Source organism: Falsiroseomonas sp. E2-1-a4, from assembly GCF_051433165.1.
GTDB lineage: Bacteria > Pseudomonadota > Alphaproteobacteria > Acetobacterales > Acetobacteraceae > Falsiroseomonas.
Map to the genome: position 1 here is coordinate 15,329 of NZ_JBHMFS010000014.1, position 19,100 is coordinate 34,428.

At 69.2% G+C, this 19,100-nt stretch carries 11 protein-coding genes; 5 read left to right on the plus strand and 6 right to left on the minus strand.

Annotated features, from left to right (window positions below):
* The first annotated feature begins 393 nt into the window (after positions 1–393).
* Positions 394–1,878, plus strand: a complete 1,485-nt coding sequence (locus ACFHNC_RS15750; RefSeq protein WP_437170181.1) for a pyruvate kinase — start codon at positions 394–396, stop codon at positions 1,876–1,878.
* Positions 1,879–2,020: 142 nt separating this feature from the next.
* Here the strand turns inward: ACFHNC_RS15750 and ppsA are convergent, their stop codons facing one another.
* The 4 genes from ppsA to ACFHNC_RS15770 form a co-directional block, all read right to left on the minus strand.
* The gene (gene ppsA / locus ACFHNC_RS15755) at positions 2,021–4,489 is read right to left on the minus strand and encodes a phosphoenolpyruvate synthase (protein WP_437170182.1); all 2,469 of its coding nucleotides are present in this window, start codon (positions 4,487–4,489) and stop codon (positions 2,021–2,023) included.
* Positions 4,490–4,603: 114 nt separating this feature from the next.
* Positions 4,604–4,831 (minus strand): DUF2934 domain-containing protein, encoded by a 228-nt coding sequence (locus ACFHNC_RS15760; protein ID WP_437170183.1) that lies wholly within the window; start codon positions 4,829–4,831, stop codon positions 4,604–4,606.
* Positions 4,832–5,222: 391 nt separating this feature from the next.
* Positions 5,223–5,540, minus strand: a complete 318-nt coding sequence (locus tag ACFHNC_RS15765; protein WP_437170184.1) for a universal stress protein — start codon at positions 5,538–5,540, stop codon at positions 5,223–5,225.
* A 206-nt stretch (positions 5,541–5,746) separates the two neighbouring features.
* The gene (locus ACFHNC_RS15770; RefSeq protein ID WP_437170185.1) at positions 5,747–8,455 is read right to left on the minus strand and encodes an HAD-IC family P-type ATPase; all 2,709 of its coding nucleotides are present in this window, start codon (positions 8,453–8,455) and stop codon (positions 5,747–5,749) included.
* A 436-nt stretch (positions 8,456–8,891) separates the two neighbouring features.
* Between ACFHNC_RS15770 and ACFHNC_RS15775 the strand changes: the two genes are divergently transcribed.
* Positions 8,892–13,085: a PAS domain-containing protein gene (locus ACFHNC_RS15775; protein WP_437170186.1), complete on the plus strand. Its 4,194-nt coding sequence runs from the start codon at positions 8,892–8,894 to the stop codon at positions 13,083–13,085.
* An 18-nt stretch (positions 13,086–13,103) separates the two neighbouring features.
* On the opposite strand, the gene ACFHNC_RS15780 is transcribed toward ACFHNC_RS15775, so the two are convergent.
* Both ACFHNC_RS15780 and ACFHNC_RS15785 read right to left on the minus strand, forming a co-directional pair.
* Positions 13,104–13,574, minus strand: coding sequence for a response regulator (locus tag ACFHNC_RS15780; RefSeq protein ID WP_437170187.1), 471 nt, complete (start codon positions 13,572–13,574; stop codon positions 13,104–13,106).
* Positions 13,574–15,886 (minus strand): ATP-binding protein, encoded by a 2,313-nt coding sequence (locus ACFHNC_RS15785; RefSeq protein ID WP_437170188.1) that lies wholly within the window; start codon positions 15,884–15,886, stop codon positions 13,574–13,576. Before ACFHNC_RS15785 ends, ACFHNC_RS15780 begins: the two co-directional genes overlap by 1 nt.
* 545 nt (positions 15,887–16,431) lie before the next feature.
* On the opposite strand from ACFHNC_RS15785, the gene modA reads away from it, so the two are divergent.
* From modA to ACFHNC_RS15800, 3 genes are read left to right on the plus strand one after another with little or no spacing between them, the layout of a single operon-like run.
* A complete protein-coding gene (gene modA / locus ACFHNC_RS15790) occupies positions 16,432–17,271 on the plus strand; it encodes a molybdate ABC transporter substrate-binding protein (RefSeq protein ID WP_437170189.1) in 840 nt (279 codons plus the stop codon).
* A gap of 9 nt (positions 17,272–17,280) precedes the next feature.
* Positions 17,281–17,955, plus strand: coding sequence for a molybdate ABC transporter permease subunit (modB, locus tag ACFHNC_RS15795; protein WP_437170190.1), 675 nt, complete (start codon positions 17,281–17,283; stop codon positions 17,953–17,955).
* Positions 17,948–19,099, plus strand: coding sequence for an ABC transporter ATP-binding protein (locus ACFHNC_RS15800; RefSeq protein ID WP_437170191.1), 1,152 nt, complete (start codon positions 17,948–17,950; stop codon positions 19,097–19,099). Before modB ends, ACFHNC_RS15800 begins: the two co-directional genes overlap by 8 nt.
* Position 19,100 lies beyond the last annotated feature (1 nt).

Here is a 19,100-nt window from a genome sequence, read left to right on the forward strand (position 1 = left end):
AGCGACGTTTACGCCATCGCAACGCCGCAGGAGCTTGAGGGTTGCTCGGGGTTCATTCGGGTTTCCAGCGTTGCGTCCGCGGCGGATCATGCGGCAGGTCCGACGGGCGCTCCGTCGCTTTGGGCCCGTGGGGTGCTGCAATGCAGTAATGCCTGAAGCTTGAGACGGTGATGAATTCTCCGGGGCGTGCGGGGCCGAATGCAACCGCTGGCGCGGCGGCGCTTCGCGCGGCGACCGATCCGGACGGAAGTGTCGCGAGAAGGTAACCGTCTGCCGCGTGGCAGCAAGGCGCCGGCCCGGCTATCTTTCATGCTCATGTCCACAACTCCTCCCGCCCACTCTCCTGGTTCCGATGATTCCGGTGCGGCAACCGTCGCCGAACTAGCGCTGCACATGGCGCGGCTGCGGCGTGACGTGGCGTCGGAGGGACGCGCGATTTACCGGCACTGGCAGCCCTCCCTCGAGCGCACCGCCTTCGCCGCCGGCGCGCTGAACCTCGCGCATTACCTCGCATTGCGGCGGCGGGACCTGCGGCCCTTGCAGCGCGACCTGATGCGCCATGGCCTTTCCTCCCTCGGGCGCCTGGAAGGGCGGGTGCTCGCGACGCTCGACGCCGTGGGCGGCACGCTCGAGACGCTGGCTGGCCGCGCCCCCGCCGAGGGCCTGGGCTGGCCCCCGGCGCCCCGGCGATTTTTCCGCGGCGAGGCGGGGCTGCGCCGGAACGCCACGGAACTGTTCGGCCCCCCGCCGGAGGCGCGCGAGGGGCGCATCCTCGTCACCCTGCCCAGCGAGGCCGCCGACGAGCCGGCCCTGATGCGGGACCTCGTCCGGCGCGGCATGGATCTGGTGCGGATCAACTGCGCGCATGACGATGCCGGCCTCTGGTCTCGCATGGCCGCGAATGCGCGCGCCGCCGGTGCGGCGGAGGGTCGCCAGATCCGCGTGCTGATGGACATTGCCGGCCCCAAGATCCGCACCGGCGCGGTGCGGCTGCCTTCGGACGAAAGGCGGCTGCAGCCTGGCGACACGCTGGTTCTGCGCCCGGGGCCGCCGCTGCAGGAGGGGCCGGGCCAGGGCTTCGAGGCGGAGTGCGTGCCCGCCGCCATCCTGGACCGCATGGCGCCCGGCACGGCGGTCGCGATCAATGATGGCAAGATCACCGCGCAGGTGGAGGCGCTGCTGCCCGGCGGCGCCGCCCTGCTTCGCATCCTCCGCACCAAGCCTGGTGGCGCGCCGCTGCGGCCGGAGAAGGGGTTGAACCTGCCGGGCACCGATCTCGGCCTCGACCCCCTGACGCCGAAGGATCTGAAGGACCTCGACACCGTGGTGTCGCTGGCGGACATGGTCGGCTATTCCTTCGTGCAGGACGCAGCGGATGTGGCGCGCCTCCAGGCGGAATTGGCCCACCGTCGGCCTGCGGATTGGCGGCGCATCGGCATCGTGGCCAAGATCGAGACGCTGCGGGCGGTGCGCAACCTGCCCGACATCCTGGTCCAGGCCGCCGGGCGGCAGCCTTTCGGCGTGATGATCGCGCGGGGGGATTTGGCCGTGGAAATCGGCTTCGCGCGCCTCGCTGAAATCCAGGAGGAAATGCTCTGGCTGTGCGAAGCCGCGCATGTGCCGGTGATCTGGGCCACGCAGGTGCTGGAGACCCTCGTCAAATCCGGCCTGCCGACGCGGGGCGAGATGACGGATGCCGCCATGGCCGCCCGGGCCGAATGCGTGATGCTGAACAAGGGCCCCCATGTCGGCGAGGCGGTGGAGGCGCTGGACGGGCTGCTGCGGCGCATGGCCGGACACCAGTCCAAGAAGACGCCCCATCTGCGCGCGCTGCAGAGCTGGAAATCCGTTGGCGGCGCCGCGGTGCCTCAGGCCTGAACGCGGCGGAATGCCAGGGGCGGGCCCCCGCCCGAAACCTCACCACCTTGCGAAAGCTCGGCCTAAATGCCCTGCGCACCGCACGACCCGGCATCCCCGCCACTGACCCTGCCATCAAGGGCTCGGGCCAGGCTCTCGCGCATCAGGTTGTGCGTTTCGCCTCGGCCGCCGCCACCCGCGGCACCGTGGCGGCGAAACTGTCCGGATTGAGCGAGATGGAATCGATGCCGTGTTCCACCAGGAAGGCTGCGAATTCGGGGTGGTTGCTCGGCGCCTCCCCGCAGATGCCCACCGTCACGCCGCAGGCATGGGCACGCGCGATGACATCGGCGATCATCCGCGTCACCGCGGCATCACGCTCATCGAACAGCCCGCGCAGTTCGGCGGAATCCCGGTCCACGCCGAGCACGAGCTGCGTCAGGTCGTTGGAGCCGATCGAGAAGCCGTCGAAGCGCGCCGCGAAGTCCTCCGCCAGGATCACGTTCGAGGGGATTTCGCACATCACATAAACAAGCAGCCCGTCGCGGCCGCGCTCCAGCCCGTGCCGCGCCATCTCCGCCAGCACCTGGTCCGCCTCGGCGGGGGTGCGGCAGAACGGCACCATGACCACCACATTGCCCAGGCCGATCTCCTCGCGCACACGCACCAGCGCGCGACATTCCAGGGCGAAGGCCTCGCGGTAGCGGTCACTGTAGTAGCGCGAGGCCCCGCGCAGCCCGAGCATGGGGTTTTCCTCGATCGGCTCGAAGGCGGCGCCGCCGATCAGGTGCGCGTATTCGTTGCTCTTGAAGTCGCTCAGCCGGACGATGACGGGGTTCGGGTGGAAGGGCGCCGCGAGCTTGGCGATGCCGCGCGCCAGCCTATCCACGAAGAACTCCGTCTTGTCGGTGAAGCCGCGGGTGAGCGCCTCGATCTCCTGCCGCGCCGCCGCATCCTCCACGCGGTCGAAATGCACCAGCGCCATCGGGTGGATGCGGATATGGGCGTTGATGATGAACTCCATCCGCGCCAGCCCCACGCCCGCGGAGGGCAGGCGCCACCAGCGCAGCGCCGCGGCGGGGTTGGCCAGGTTCAGCATCATCTTCGTGCGGGTCTGGGGCAGCCCCGCCAGGTCGATGTCCGCCACGGAGAAATCGAGGTTGCCTTCATAGATATGGCCCTGGTCGCCCTCCGCGCAGGACAGCGTCACGGCCTGGCCATCGCGCAGCGTCGCCGTCGCCGTCCGGGTGCCGACCACGGCGGGCAGGCCCAGTTCGCGGCTGACGATGGCGGCATGGCTGGTCGGGCCGCCCTGGTCGGTGACGATGCCCGCGGCGCGCTTCATGATGGGCACCCAGTCGGGGTCGGTCGCCTCCGTCACCAGGATGGCGCCATCGCGGAACTGCGCGATGTCGCGCGGGCCACGGATCAGGCAGACTTCGCCCGTCGCGATCGCGTCGCCCACGGCGGCCCCGCTGAGCAGCGGCCGCGCCCGGCGATCCTTCAGCCGCCAGGTGCGAAGGCCACCGGACGCCGCGCGCTGCGCCTGCACCGTCTCCGGCCTTGCCTGCACGATGTGCAGCGCCTGGGTTTCGCCGTCCTTGGCCCATTCCATGTCCATCGGTCGACCGTAGTGCCGCTCGATGGCCACGGCCCAGCGAGCGAGCTGCAGGATCTCGGCATCGTCCAGCACCAGCGCCTCGCGCTCGCGTCGCGTGGTTTCCACCATCGCGGTGCGCGCGCTGCCGCCGGTGGCGTAGATCATCTTCTGATCCTTCGCGCCGCGCGTCTTCTCCAGGATCGGCGTGAAGCGGGGTTCCGCGAGCAGCGCCTTGAAGACGAGGTATTTGTCGGTCTCCACCGTGCCCTGCACCACCGTCTCGCCCAGCCCCCAGGCGGCGCTGATGACGACGGCGCCGGGGAAGCCCGTTTCGGTGTCGATGGAGAACATCACGCCCGAACCCGCCAGATCCGAGCGCACCATGATCTGCACGCCGATCGACAGCGCCACATCGAGGTGGTCGAACCCCTGCGCCTGGCGGTAGCTGATCGCGCGGTCGGTGAAGAGCGAGGCGTAGCAGCGGCGGCAGATGTCGAGCAGCTCCTGCTCGCCGCGCACGTTCAGGAAGCTCTCCTGCTGGCCGGCGAAACTGGCCTGCGGCAGATCCTCGGCCGTGGCGCTGCTGCGGACGGCGACGGCGGGTGCCGCCGCACCGCCGCGCCGGCGGGCCAACTCGCGATAGGCGGCGCGCAGGGCCTCGGCGATGGCCGGCGGGAACTGCCCTGCCAGGAACAGGGCGCGGATGGCCTCGCCCGTCTCCTGCAGCGTCTCCTGCCCGGCGGCAAGTGCCGCGAGACGTGCGCGCAGCGGTGCTTCGATCCCGTTGGCGGCCACGTAGTCCCGGTAGGCGCTGGCCGTCGTCGCGAAACCATCGGGCACGCTGACACCCTCTTTCGCCAGGCTGCGAGCCATCTCGCCGAGCGAAGCGTTCTTGCCGCCCACCCTCGGCACATCCTTGAGCCCGACTTCCTCGAACCAGACGATGGCAACGTCCGACATAGGGTGGTCCTCCAGATAGCCGGTCTGCGCCGGGGGCGCGTGCCGGGCTTTGGCGACGACGGGCGGGGCCATCGTCGCGAATTGCATCCTGCTGCTGCACCCATGGCCGGGCCGCTCGATCAGTCCCAGGCGCAGGCCTCGTGGTCGTCCGCATTCCGGCCGCGCGAGCCGGAGCGAGGACCCATCTCAAGGTTTTGGCGGGGCCTCGGCCGTGGCCGGCCTGTTTGGGGTGGTAATGTCCACCGCGGGGGGCGCTTTGGCCTCATCCGGCGCGGAAGGCTCCTGCACGATGAGACTGCCGCAGGCCAGCATCCAGTGGTCATCGGCGCGCCCTTCCGGGCAACCTTCATGGAGCCACAAGAAGTAGGCGATCTCGCGGATCTGGCCTTCGTCCTGGCCATCGATTTCGGGCATTTTGTCCTCCATCTTCTTGGGCGAAGGCAGAATACTCGCAGGGCGTTGCGGAACACACCTTGATGCACGTCAATCGGCATCGCGGCCGGGATGCGGCCTGCGCGGATGCTACGAAAGCGGTGCCGACGGATCGCGGAGACCGCGGCCAGATATCAGATGGCAGCCTCGAAGGCGGCGGCGCCCCATCGCCCACGCGCGCCGGTGCGGCACCAGACCAAAGCGACCATAGGGATGAGTGCGTTCAGCCGAGGGGGCCGGTCCACCACGCCAGGTCCTTCAGCAACTTCAGCTGGACAGACCGTTCGGATTCAGGCCCCTGAGACCGGTTGTGAAGGTTCCGGGTCCAGCACTTTGTCGCAGGCTGGATCACCCAGTGCTGCGCTCTCCATCGTCATCCCGCCGCGGGCGGCACTGCCGGGACGTCACAACCGGGCGTCCGGAGCGCCTCCTCGGCTGTGCTGCCGAGCAGCAATCGCCCCATGGCGCCGTGGGCGCGTGTGCCTATCGCCACAAGATCTGGCGACAGGCGGCCCACCGCATTCCTGAGCGCTTCCGCCGGCGTGCCCTCATGCACCACAACCGGCGGCAACCGCGATCCCAGGTCGAAATCGAGCCCTCGGAGGTACTGGGCCACATCCGCCTGGGCCTGCACGGCGGTCGCTGTCACGTGCCCCGCGACGGCCTCCGGAGAGAGGCCCGCCAGCACCATGCTTGACGAAGCCCAGGCGCGACGTGCCGGGGAGGGCCCGGAGATGTCGACTGCAGCCAGCAAGTGGCGGTAAGGCCGCTCCGACGGAAAACCTGCGGGACCTTCCGCCCCCGCTGCTGGTCCGCATCGTCCCGCTGCGTGACCTGGTGGTGCGCTGCATCGACAGGCCCACCGCGAACGAATGACGTATGCCCAAGCCGGGTCGGCTATTCGGCCCGGAACCGGTGACGCACGAAGTACTTCTCGATCTCCAGAAGCACGAAGCTCGCCGCACCGATGATCAGGATCAGCGCTCCGTCCGCGAGTGTCAGCGGGCGCGATCCGAAGATGGCGTGCATCGCCGGCAGGTAGGTGAACGCTAACTGCCCGAGAATGACAACGCCCAGCGCAATCAGCACCGGCGTCGTGCCCTTCACGCCGGTGTAGGTGAAGGAGGTCATGTGCATGTAGCGCACGCTGAACAGGTAGAAGATCTCCAGCACCACCAGCATGTTCACCACCATGGTGCGCGCGGTTTCCAGATCCCGCCCCTGGCCCAGCGTCCAGAAGAAGACGCCGAGCGAAATGCCGGCGAACAGCAAGGACACCACGGTGACGCGCCACAGGATGAACGGCGTCAGCAGCCCCGCATTGGGCCGGCGCGGCTGGCGGCGCATGACGCCCGGCTCGGACGGTTCGAAGGCGAGCGCCAGGCCAAGGGTGCCCGCCAGGATCAGGTTGACCCACAGGATCTGCACCGGCGACATCGGCATGGCGAAGTTGAAGAGGATCGCCACGATCACCGTCAGCGCCTCGCCGCCATTGGTGGGAAGTGTCCAACCGACGACCTTGCGGATGTTGTCATGCACCGTGCGCCCCTCATGCACGGCGGCGACGATGGAGGCGAAGTTGTCGTCCATCAGCACCATTTCGGAGGCTTCCTTCGCCGCCTCGGTGCCCTTGATGCCCATCGCGATGCCGACATCAGCGCGCTTGAGAGAAGGAGCGTCATTCACCCCGTCGCCCGTCATGGCGACGACGCGCCCCTCGGCCTGCAGGGCTTCAACGATGCGCAGCTTGTGCTCGGGGCTGGTGCGCGCGAACACCACCGTGTCGCGCACTGCCGCGGCGAATGCCTCGGGTGACAGCCGGTCGAGATCCTGCCCCGTCAACACCGCCGCATCCTCGCCGAGGCCAAGCCGGCGCGCGATGGCCTGGGCGGTGGCCGCATGGTCGCCCGTGATCATGCGCACGCCGATGCCGGCAGAACGGCATTCGGCGATGGCGCGGATCGCCTCATCGCGCGGCGGATCGATGAAACCGATGACGCCGAGGAAGACCAGGCCCCGCTCGACATCGGCGAAATCCACGCCCTGCGCGTCACCCTGCATGTGGCGCATGGCAAAGCCGAGCACACGCTCGCCTTCGCGGGCCGCCTCGACGATGCGCGCCGACCAGTAGCCCGCATCGAGGGGCACGCTGCCGCCCGTGGCTTCCTGGCGGTCGCACATGGCGAGAACCGCCTCCGGCGCGCCCTTCACCAGCACGATGTTTTCGCCCATCGGCCGGTGGTGCAGCGTCGCCATGAAGCGATGCGCCGCGTCGAAGGGGATCTCGTCCAGGCGCGGCCATTCGGCGCGCGCCTCATCGGCGTTGAACGCCGCCTTCATGGCCAGCGTGACCAGCGCCCCTTCCATCGGGTCGCCCTCGACGTGCCAGGCGGTGCCATCGTGGCCCAGCCTTGCGTCGTTGCACAGCAGCCCGGCCCGGATCAGCGACAGCGCGGTGGCATGTCCGTCCGGACCACCCTCCGCAAAGAGGGTAGGCTCGCCCGGATCATACCCGGCGCCCTGCACCAGCAGCGTCTCCTCGGACGTGACGAGCCGCCGAGCCGTCATCTCGTTGCGCGTCAGCGTGCCCGTTTTGTCGGAACAGATGACCGAGACCGCGCCCAGCGTCTCCACCGCCGGCAGCCGCCGGATCACCGCGTTGCGCGCGGCCATGCGCTGCACGCCGATTGCCAGCGTGATGGTGATGACGGCGGGCAATCCCTCCGGCACGAGGCTGACCGCCAGCGCGACGACGGCGATCAGCGCCTCGTCCCAGGCGAAGCCGCGCAGGCCGACGGCAAAGGCGAACAGGGCCGCCGCACCCGCGAAGGCGAACCAGGTGAAGCGTTGCCCGAAGCGGTTGATCTGGCGCAGCAGTGGCGTCGTCAGTTCCTCGACGCTGCCGAGTAATTCGCTGATCCGACCGATCTCGGTCCGCAGGCCCGTGGCGACCACCACCCCGGTGCCTTGCCCTGTCGCGACCAGCGTGCCCGAGAACGCCATGCCGTGCTGGTCGCCCAGCGCGGCCGCGCCGGGCGAGGGCTCGGCGCGCTTCGTGGAGGCAACGGATTCGCCGGTCAGGATCGCCTCGTCGATCCGCAGGCTGCGGGCTCGCAGCAGGCGGAGGTCCGCGGGCACGCGGTCACCGGCCTCGATCAGCACGATGTCACCGGGCACCAGTTCCGCCATCGCCACGCTGATGCGCTGACCATTCCGCAGGACATGCGCCTTTGGGGCGATGAGGTCGCGGATCGCTGCAAGGGCATTTTCCGCCTTGCCCTCCTGGAGAAAGCCCACGATCGCATTGACCAGCACGACGGCGAGGATCACGCCGCTATCGACCACGTGCCCGAGTACGGCGGCCGCAGCAGCACCGGCCAGCAGGAAATAGATCAGCGCATTGTTGAAATGTGCTAGGAAGCGAAGGAAAGGGTGGCGTCGCGTGCCCGTCGGCAGCGCGTTGGGGCCATGCTGCGAAAGCCGCCGCCTGGCTTCCTCACTGGTCAGCCCCTGAGGGGAGGATTCCAGTTCGGCCATGACCTCGGCTACATCACGCGCATGCGTCCCGGCGCTGAACTCACGGGTTCCAGTTGCGGCTTCCGTCAATGCTGGGGTCCTGACAGGCCCCGCGGCATGGGGCGCGTGAATATGCAGGCATCATAGGCCCGCAACCGCAAAGGCGACAGGGCGACCCCTGGGGTTGACCCGGTTTGCCGCCGCTGTGCCCTCCTCCGGCACCAGTATCGCGAAGGGTGGGGCGGCGACCGGCGTCGCGCGCCAGGCGGTTGGTTTTCTCCTGCGCCGGGCGCGCTGACAGAGTGGCGACCAGCAGGGTGGTCGGGCGATCCACAAACTTTGAGCTGTCACAACAAGTGCCGTTCGGACGCGCCGCCACGCCACCACCACGCCGTAAAAACCATAAGAGGCTCGCCGGTTAGTGACCCAAGCGGCGACCTCCCGCCGCCGAAAGCCTGTTGCAGGGGAAACCGTTCTAGAAGATCATCGTTTTGCCAGGGCGTTAGGGGGCGACGTGACTCACGACGTGCCCACACTCGGCGGTGCGCTCAGCGATGGCGGGTGGCTCATCAGTGCCCTCGACGATGTGCCATGTGCAATCGCGCTTTTATCGGCAGATGCCCGCGTCGTTTTCGCCAACCGCCGCTGGACCGTTCTGGTCCGGGAGGCCGGCGGCGAAGCAAGCGATGTCACCGGCTTGTTCGAAGGCGCTGACCTGGTCACAGAAGCTGCCGAAGTCTTCGCGACGGGTTGCTCCCGGTCCTTCTCCGGTGTGCGCGGCAGGCGAACCCCAGGGGATGCGGCGACGTGGTGGGATGTGGATTTCGTCGCGCAGCATGCCGATCCAGCGGCGGCGGCCAACGGCGTCCTGGTTACCGCGCGCGATGTCACAAGCCATATCCTGGCCCGGCGTGAGGCCGAGGATGCGAGGCGGGTGCTCGGCGATACCGCGACGCGGCTCAGGCTGGCGCAGGAGGCCGCCGCGGTCGGCACCTGGGAATGGAATATCCCGGCCGGCCGTGTGTCGTGGTCGCCGGAGCAGTTTCGGCTGCACGGCATGGACCCGGCCCGCGACGCCCCGCCCACCTATGAAGGCTGGCTCGCGATGGTCCACCCGGAGGACCGCACCAACCTGCTGGACGCCGCTCGCGCTGGCTTTCGCGACCATGCGGGCCATTACCAAGCCGAGTTCCGCCTGCTCCCTGCTGGGGCCGGGACTGGGACCGAGACCGAGACCGGGACCGAGACCGGGGCCGAGACCGGGGCCGAGCGCTGGCTTCTGGCACTCGGGCGCGTTGTCGAAGCCGCTGCGGATGGTACGCCGCGACGCATGCTGGGCGTCAACATCGACGTCACCGAACGCCGACGCGCAGAGCAGGAACGCCGCGCGGCTGCAACAGAACTCGCCCGGAGCGAGGCTCGCTTCCGCGGCATCTTCGATTCGACCTTCCAGTTCATTGGCCTGCTCGCCCTCGACGGCACGCTGCTGGAAGCGAACCGCGCCGCGCTCGACTTTGGCGGGCTTCAGCCGGAGGATGTCGTCGGGCGGCCGTTCTGGCAGGCGGAGTGGTGGACGGCGGCGCCGGATCCCGCAACGCCGGAGCGGCTTCGCGCCGCGCTGGCGGACGCCGCCGCCGGCCGCTTCGTCCACTACGAAGTCGAAGTCCGGGGCGCCGCGGGACGCACCGCGATCATCGACTTCTCCATCCGGCCCGTGCGCGACGCGTTGGGCGACGTCATCTACATGGTGCCGGAGGGGCACGACATCACCGCCCGCCGCGCCGAGGAAGAGGCGCTGCGAACGGCCGAGCAGCGCCTGCGTCAGGCCCAGGACGGGTCCGGGCTGGCCATCTGGGAATACCAGATGGCGACCGGCATCTTTTGGCTCAGCGACGGATACTACGCGCAATGCGGCATTGCTCCGATACCGGCCGTCTATCTCGATCTTGAAGCATGGCTCGGCATTGTTCATCCCGAGGATCGGGATCGCATTCACGAGGCCATGCGGGCCGCGCAGGATACCGGGCGGATGGACGAGGAGTTCCGAATCCGACGCGACGATACCGGCGAATTCCGATGGATTCATTCCCGCTCCGCGCTTGCGCACCGCCCCACCGGGCCGGTGCTGATCGGCACCAATCAGGATGTTACGGAACGCCGGAGCACGCTCGATGCGTTGCGCAGCAGCGAGCAGCGCTTCCGGACGCTTGCAGATGCGTTGCCCGCCTTCGTGTTCGTCACCGATGCCGAAGGCAACTACACCTTCAGCAACTGCTTCTTTCAGGATTTTGTCGGCGGCCCTGCCGAGGCGCTGCTGGGCGACGGCTGGGCCAGCTTCGTGCATCCACACGACATCTCTCAAGTGGTGTCGTGCTGGCGAAAGGCGGTCGCCACGGGGTTTCCCTATAGCCTCGAATACCGCTTCCGCCGCAACGACGGCGCCTGGCGCCGCTTCTTCGTGCGCGCGGTTCCGGACCGCGATGCGGAAGGCCGCATGCTGCGCTGGGTCGGCACTGCCATTGACGTGCATGACCTGCGCCGCGCCGAGACTGCCCGCGGCGAGGCGGAGGAGCGGCTGCGGCTTGCGACCGAAGCGGCCGACCTCGGCGCCTGGAACTGGAACCTGGAGACCGACGCACTCGACGTGACACCGCGCTGCCTCGCGCTCTACGGCCTGCCGGAGGGCGCGTCGCCTGACTGGGACTCGCTGGCCCATGCGGTCCTTCCCGATGATCGCGAGCGCCGCAGCGCCGCCGTCGTCCAGGCGCTGAGAACGCAATCCGACTACGAGCAGGAATACAGGGTCGTCCTGCCCGATGGTTCCACCGCCTGGCGGCGCAGCCTGGGGCGCGTGGCGGTCAGGCCCGATGGCGGGATCCAGGCGCTGCGCGGCGTTGTCTTCGATATCGACCATCAGAAGCGCGCGGAGGTGGCGCTGCGCGAGGATCTCGACCGGCTCGAGGGACGCGTCGCGGAGCGCACCCGCGCCCTGACGAGCGCCGCCGCCGAGCTCGCCGCCGAGATGCTGCGGCGCGACGACATGCAGTCGAGCCTTCTGCAGTCGCAGAAGCTGGAGGCGCTCGGCCACCTCACCGGCGGCGTCGCGCACGACTTCAACAACATCCTGGCGGCCATCCAGGGCGGCTACCGCCTTCTCGCCCGGCAGGTGCGCGAAAACCCGAGGGCACGCGACCTCGTGCGGCAGGGCCTGGAAGCCTCGGAACGTGGTGCGCGGCTGATCGCCCAGCTGATGGCCTTCGCGCGGAAGGAGGAACTGCGGCCTCGGCGGGTGGATATCAGTACGCTGCTTCGCGGTGCGGAGGAATTGATCTGCCAGACCGCGGGCACGCGCGTGCGCTGCGCCTTCGAGATCGAGGAAGGCCTCTGGCCGGTGATCATCGATCCGATCCGGCTGGAAACCGCCCTCATCAACCTCGCGGCGAATGCGCGCGATGCCATGCCGAATGGCGGGGCGCTGACCATTTCGGCACGCAGGTCGGCGGAAGCGGATCTGCCGCCAGGCCTGCGGCGGCAGCGCGGGCACATCTGCATTGCCATCGCGGATACCGGGACGGGCATGGACCCCGAGACGCTGAAACACGCCGCGGAGCCCTTCTTCACGACCAAGCCGCAAGGCAAGGGAACGGGCCTCGGGCTGGCGTCCGCGCACGGCTTTGCCGAGCAATCCGGCGGCACGCTGCGGCTGTTGAGCATGCCGGGCAAGGGTACGACCGTCGAGCTGTTCGTGCCGCGGGCGGACATCGTGCCCGCCGCCCTGCCCGAGGAATTCTTCACGATGCCCGACGGGGAGGCGCTCGACAGGTCGCGACATGGTGACGCCACGATTCTCCTGGTCGACGATGACGATGGCGTACGTCCCGTCACCGCCGATCTGTTGCGGGAACTCGGCTATCGCGTCTTGGAGGCTTCCAGCGCCGAGGCGGCCGAAACGCTGGCCGTTGCGGACGGGAACATCGACATGCTCGTGACGGATGTCGTCATGGCCGGGGCGGGGGGGCCTGTTCTCGCAGCGCGGCTGCGCCGCGAAACCCCCGAATTGCCGGTCATCTACATCACCGGCTTCGGTCGCGGTGCGACGCTTGGCGACACGCCGGTGCTGCTCAAGCCCTTCTCCGAGGCGGCGCTGGCGCGTGCGGTGCTGCATGGGCTTGGCCGGCTCGGAGCGGCTCCGACAAGCCCCGTGGCGGCAGACGCATTCAACGCCGGCCCCGATCGGTTGACGAGCCGGATACGCAGCAACCTGTTGCGCGATCTGCACCGGCGCTGGCTGGCCAGCTGGGCGGCAGCCGGGATGTCGGCCGCCGGGGCCTTCGCCGGCGACGACCTGCCGGACGAGATCCGGGACAACGCGCTTTTGCTCGATGTGCTCGGCGAAGGCCGGTTCCGCTATGCCGCGGTGGGCCGCACGCTTGCGGAACGGCTTGGCCGCTCGCTGGTTGGAGACATCCTGGACGCCGGGCAGGATGGGCTGGTGGCGGAGGTCTTCGGCGATCGGGCCACGGCCGCCTGCCAGCGCTGCATCGAGGGCCGGGGCGTGCACTACGACTATGCACGCTATACGCAGGACGCTGGCCGCCCCGTGCTGTTCGAAAGGCTGCTCCTGCCGCTTTCCGCCGCCGGACGCGACCCGGTGGCGCAGATCTTCGGCGTCGCGCTGTTCACCGATCTTTCCGCCAAGTCCACGGCAGGCGATTTGTGACGCGGCGCGTGCTCCGGCTCAGTCGCGTTCCTGCGGCAGCCGGACGCCGGTGAGCCAGTAGGCAGCAAACTTCCTCATCAGCTCGACGAAGCTGTCGAAGCGCGCTGGCTTGGTGATGAAGGAATTCACCCCGAGCGCATAGGCCAGGGCAATCTGCTTGGGGCTGTCGGAGGTCGAGAGGGCGACCACCGGCAGGTGCCGCAGCAGCGGATGGGCGCGGATCGCGCGAATGGCTTCGTGGCCATTGACCTTCGGCATGTTGATGTCGAGCAGCACGACGGCCGGCCAGGGCGCCACCGCCTCTCCGTCCGCGTAGGCGCCACGGCGGAGCAGGTAGTCCAGCAGTTCCTCTCCATTGTCGACGAATCGCAGTTCCACGCCGACATCCGCTTCGCGGAACACTTCCTCGATGATCAGCCGATCGTGGTGGCTGTCCTCGGCCACCACGATCAGGGGCTTGTCTTGCGGCAATTCCGGCGGAGCCAGCATCACGGCGACCCCACGGGCGGCGTGGGAAGGGTGAAGCGAATGATGGTGCCCTCTCCTGGTCGGCCTTCGGCACTGATGACGCCGCCGTGGCGGTCGATGATCTTGCGGCATATCGCAAGGCCGATGCCGCTGCCGGGATAACGGTCGGCGCCGTGCAGACGCTGGAACGGCTCGAAGATGCGTTCGGAGAAGCGCGGTTCGAAGCCGATCCCGTTGTCGGCCAGGCCGACGCACAGCATCGGTCTTTGCGAAGGCGTGCTTTCGCCGGGCATCGCTGACACCGTGATGGAGATGCGGGGCTTGCGTTCGGGATGGCGGTACTTGATGGCGTTGGACAGCAAGTTCTGCAGCACGCGGCGAAGCTGGCCGGGATCGCAATACAGCAGTGGCAGTTCCTCGTCGGTGGTGATGACGGCTCCTGCCTCGGCGATCGCCGGCGCCAGGTCGCTCTCGACGTCCACCAGGATCTCGCCCAGTGATGTCGGCGCCAGGGGTTGGGCAGAGCGCCCCAGCCGGGAGAACTCCGTCAGGTCGTCGATCAGCATGCGCAGCCGCCGCGACGATGCCTCGATCCCCTCGACCCAGCGGCCGATCCGGGCGCCCTGCGTGGAGGAGCCGCCGCCGACCGCCCGTTCCAGCATGCTGGCAAAGGTCTCGATCTGGCGCAGCGGCTCGCGGATGTCGTGCGCGGCGACATAGGCGAAGGCTTCCAGCTCCTCGTTGCTGCGCGCGAGCTTGACGTTGATGTGCTCGAGCTCCTCGGCCCGTCGAACCAGCACGTCCAGCACGAGGTCGCGCAGCTCACCGGCCGCGACGAGTTCATGCGGCTGCCAGGGTCGCGAACGCCCACTCACCGTCTGCTGCCAGGCTGCGAAGGAACGGCGCGGCGTCAGGCGGTCCGGGCCGTCCGGGGAAAACTGCATCGGCTTGTGCGGATCGCCGCCCCAGGTGACGGTCTGCGCAACCTCGGGGCGGAACCACATCATCATCTGCCGCGGCGGGCGTGAAACAGGAACCGCCAGCACCCCGCTCGCCACGGCCGCGAAGGCGCTGGCCGGCGGGTGCACGAGGCCCAGTCGATCCGTCTCGAAACTGGCCGCCGAACCTTCGCGCCCGGCGAGCCAGGTCGCGAGATCGCGCACGGCAGCCTCCGCCGGCGTGGCGCCGATCAGCGTTGTCGCCTCCGGCGTCACGAGGGCGAATCCGCCTGCCTGCATGAGCGCGAGCATGGCGCCGGCATGGCGGAGGATGGCCTCGCGATGGTCGATGCCGCATGTCGTCTCCTCCAGCACCCGCGCCTGCAACGCGCGCACATCCGCGCTGTGCCGCGCGACGCTGGCTTCCTCGGCGACGGCAAGCTGCCAGGCGAGGACCTGCGCCAGCAGCCGGCAGGCCTGGCGACGCTCGGCGGGGACGTGCAACGGCCGGGCGTGATGGCAGGCGATCAGCCCCCAGAGTTCCCCGCCGCGCATGACCGACACCGACATGGACGCCCCGATACCCATGTTGCTGAGATACTCAAGATGCACGGGCGACACGCTGCGAAGTTGCGCAGAGCTCAGATCGACCGCGCGGCCGGCGCGCGACGCCGCGACCAGCAGCGGCACCGGCACATAGGCGACATCGGGGACGATGCGCGTCGGGTTGCTGCGATACAGCTCCCGGGCCTGCGCCGGGATGTCGGAGGCGGGGAAGTGCAGCCCCAGGAACCCCGGCATATGATCGACCCGGTCCTCGGCGACCACCTCGCCGCTCCAGTCGGCATGGAAGCGGTAGAGCTTCACCCGGTCGAAGCCGGTGAGCAGACGCACTTCGCGCACCGCCTGCGCCCAGAGTGCGGCGGTATCACTCGTCGTCTGCAGACGATCGATCGCGGCCGAAAGCAGGGGGAACAGGTCACCTGCCGCGTCGGGGGCTGGCGGTGCCTTGGCCGGTTCCTCGATCTCGATAATGGCGAGGTCATCCTGGCGATGCATCATCGCGTGATGCATTCGCTGTCCGGGGTCGCCCTGGAACCGCACCGGAACCGGAATGGCGCCCGCCGGTTCGCTCCGGCGCAACGCCGCCAGCACCTGCTCGGTAGTTTGCGGGTGGAACAACGCCGCCATCGGCTGGCCGATCACCGCGGCGGCATCGATCCCCGTCGCCTCTGCCAGGTTGGCGCTGCCTGCGGCGACCAGCATGTCCGCAACCGATAGCGCGATCAGAACGCCATGCGGCTGGATGAGCCCAGGGATGCGAATGGGTTCATTCTCGCACAGGCGCAGATCCGGTGCGGCATCGGCACCGGAGATGGGCGCAGCGGACATCATGGGTCACCCATCAGAAAAGTCTCGAACGCGCCGCATGCTGCCCGCGGTAGCGAGCATGTCATCACGCCATGCCGTGTCCGCGCCGCCCCGAGACCAGCGACCACCCAGGCATAGCGATAGGCCCGGGAAGTCGCACCTCGGACCGCAGACCGGGCAGTGGAGTTGGCTTTCTCAGTTCGCGGTTTGTTCAGCGTAAGCAGCGGGATTTACCATCCGTAGAGTGCGGGGCATTTAATCCATGTCGGGGCCGTAAGACTACGGGTTTGACAGGCCCAACACCGGACCGAGTGGAACATGCCGTCCTGCAGATGAGTAGCATGACGGGTAGAGCGGGAACCACGCTAGCCTCGATGGAAGCCCGGGCCGCGCCGGCTGGCGGATGATGCCGGTACCGGCCGTACGATCCCCACGGCGCCACGCGCGGTCGGACGCCATGGTCCGGCGGGTTCGCAGGCAGGTAAGCAGGGCTGTGTTAGCCAGGTGGGACGATTGCCTTAACCCACGCTCATCGGTATCCATACGAAAAGATAGCGACGGAGCAGTCCATGCCCCTGATCCGCGACCGCAGGGCGGCGGCCCTTGCCCTGGCCATGCTCGCCTGGGCCATGGCCAGCCCGGCCCAGGCCCAGGCCCAGGCCCAGGCCCAGGCCCAGGCCCAGGCCCAGGCCCAGGCCCAGGCGGGGCCGCCACTGATCGCCGGCGCCTCCGACCTGCAATTCGCCCTTGCCGAGATCGCCCAGACGTTCCGCGCCGAGACCGGGCAGGAGCTGCGTCTCTCGCTCGGTTCCTCCGGCAACATCACCCGCCAGATCGAGCAGGGCAGCCCGGTCGAGATGTTCCTCTCGGCCGATGAGGCCTTTGTCTTCCGCCTGGCCGAGGGCGGCCATACCCGCGACCGCGGCGAGCTTTACGCCATCGGCCGCATCGTGCTGTTCACGCCGCCGGGTTCACCGATCCGCACAATGGATGGCATGGCGGGAATCCGTGCCGCGCTCGCCGGCAGTCGCGTTACCCGCTTTGCCATCGCCAACCCGGAACACGCGCCCTATGGCCGTGCCGCACAGGAAGCGCTGCGCGCCTCCGGATTGTGGGAGGGCATCAGCCCGCGCTTGGTCCTGGGCGAGAACGTCTCCCAGGCGGCGCAATTCGCGCTTGCCGGGGGTAGCCAGGGCGGCATCGTGGCCTATTCGCTGGTGCTCGCCCCCGCTTTGCAAGGCCGCGGCACCTACGCGCTGCTGCCCGATACGCTGCACGAACCGCTGCGCCAGCGCATGGTGCTGACACGCCGTGCCGGGCCGGTCGCCACCGCCTTCTACGCCTTCATGCAGCAGCCCGCCGCGCGCGAGATCATGCGCCGCTATGGCTTCGGCCTGCCGGGCGAGTAGGGGCGCCGCGTGGACTGGACAGCCTTCCGCCTCTCGGTCGTCCTGGCGCTCTGGACGCTGGTGCTGCTGGTGCCCTTCGCCATCTGGCTCGGGCGGATCCTGGCCTATCGGCGCTTCGCGGGCCGCGGCTTCGTCGAGGCCGCGGTGGCCCTGCCGCTGGTGCTGCCCCCTACCGTGGTCGGCTTCTACCTGCTGGTGTCCTTCGGCAATCTCTCGCCGCTCGGTCAGGCGTGGCAGGCCGTGTTCGGCCATGGGTTGGCGTTTTCCTTCGAGGGGCTGCTCTTCGCCTCGGTGCTGGTGAACCTGCCCTTCGCGGTGCAGCCCATCCAGAACAGCTTCGCCGCCATCCCCGATCGGATCCGGGAGGCCGGCGCAACCTCGGGCATGGCGCCCTGGCGCGTGTTCCTGCGTATCGAGCTGCCGCTCGCCTGGCCCGGCATTGCCACCGCCGCGGTGCTGACCTTCGCCCATACGCTCGGCGAATTCGGCGTGGTGCTGATGGTGGGCGGCGCAATTCCCGGCGAGACGCAGACCATCGCCATCGCCATCTATGACCGCGTGCAGGCCTTCGATGAGCGGGGTGCAGCGATCATGTCCGCGGTGCTGCTGGGCGTGTCGATCCTGGCGCTGGGCCTGACCAACACCCTCTCCCGCCGCGTCGGCCGGCGCGCCCGGGATGCGTGACGCGGCCGGCACCGGGCTGAGGCTGCGCCTGGCGGCAAAAATCCCGATCCCGCTCGACCTGTCGCTGAGCATCGCGCCGGGGGAACTGCTCGCCCTGGTCGGCCCCTCAGGTGCCGGCAAATCCACCACGCTGCGCTGCATCGCCGGGCTGCATCGCGCCGAGCAGGGCCGCATCGACTGTGCCGGCGCGACCTGGTTCGACCCCCCGACCGGCCAGGACCTGCCGCCGCACCGCCGCCCGGTTGGCTTGGTCTTCCAGGATTACGCGCTGTTTCCGCACATGACCGCCGCGGCCAATGTGCTGGCGGCGATGGGCCATGTGCCCAGGCCGGCGCGCGCGGATCGGGTGCGGGAGCTGTTCGCGATGGTCCATCTCTCGGGCCTCGAGGATCGTCGCCCGGCCGAGCTTTCCGGCGGCCAGCAGCAGCGCGTGGCCGTCGCGCGGGCGCTGGCGCGGGATCCCGCCATCCTGTTGCTGGACGAGCCCTTCTCGGCCGTGGATCGCGCCACCCGCCGGCGTCTTCAGGCCGAGCTGGCGGCGCTGCGCCGCAGCCTCGCCATTCCCATCCTGCTCGTGACGCATGACCTGGAGGAGGCGCTGGCGCTCGCCGACCGCATGGTGGTGATGCATCGCGGCCGCGGCCTGCAGACCGGCACGCCGGCCGAATTGCTGACCCGCCCCGCCAGCGCCGAGGTCGCGCGACTGCTCGACCTGCACAACCTGTTCCAGGGCCGCGTGGAGCGCCATGAGCCCGAGGCCACCTTCCTGCGCTGGGGTGACCGGCTGCTGGAGGTCGCGCCCGCACCCGAGCATCCGCCCGGCGCCCTGGTGGATTGGCTGGTGGCGGGCGCCGGCGTCGTGCTGCATCGCCGCGGCCGGCCCTCCGCCGGGGAGCGTGAGAACCCCGTCCCGGCCCGGGTGCTGGACCTGCTGCCGATGGGGGAGGAGGCGCGCATCACGCTCGATGTTGGTGACGAAGCGCGCGGCACGCTCGGCTTCTCGATGCCGCTGCACGCGGCGCTGCGCAACGGCCTGGCGGCAGGGGAGGGCTGCACCGTTTCCCTGCTGCGCGAGGCGATCCACCTGATGCCGCAGGTGCCACCCGATGACCGGGTCATCCTGGCCGGCCCGGCGCGTGCTTGAC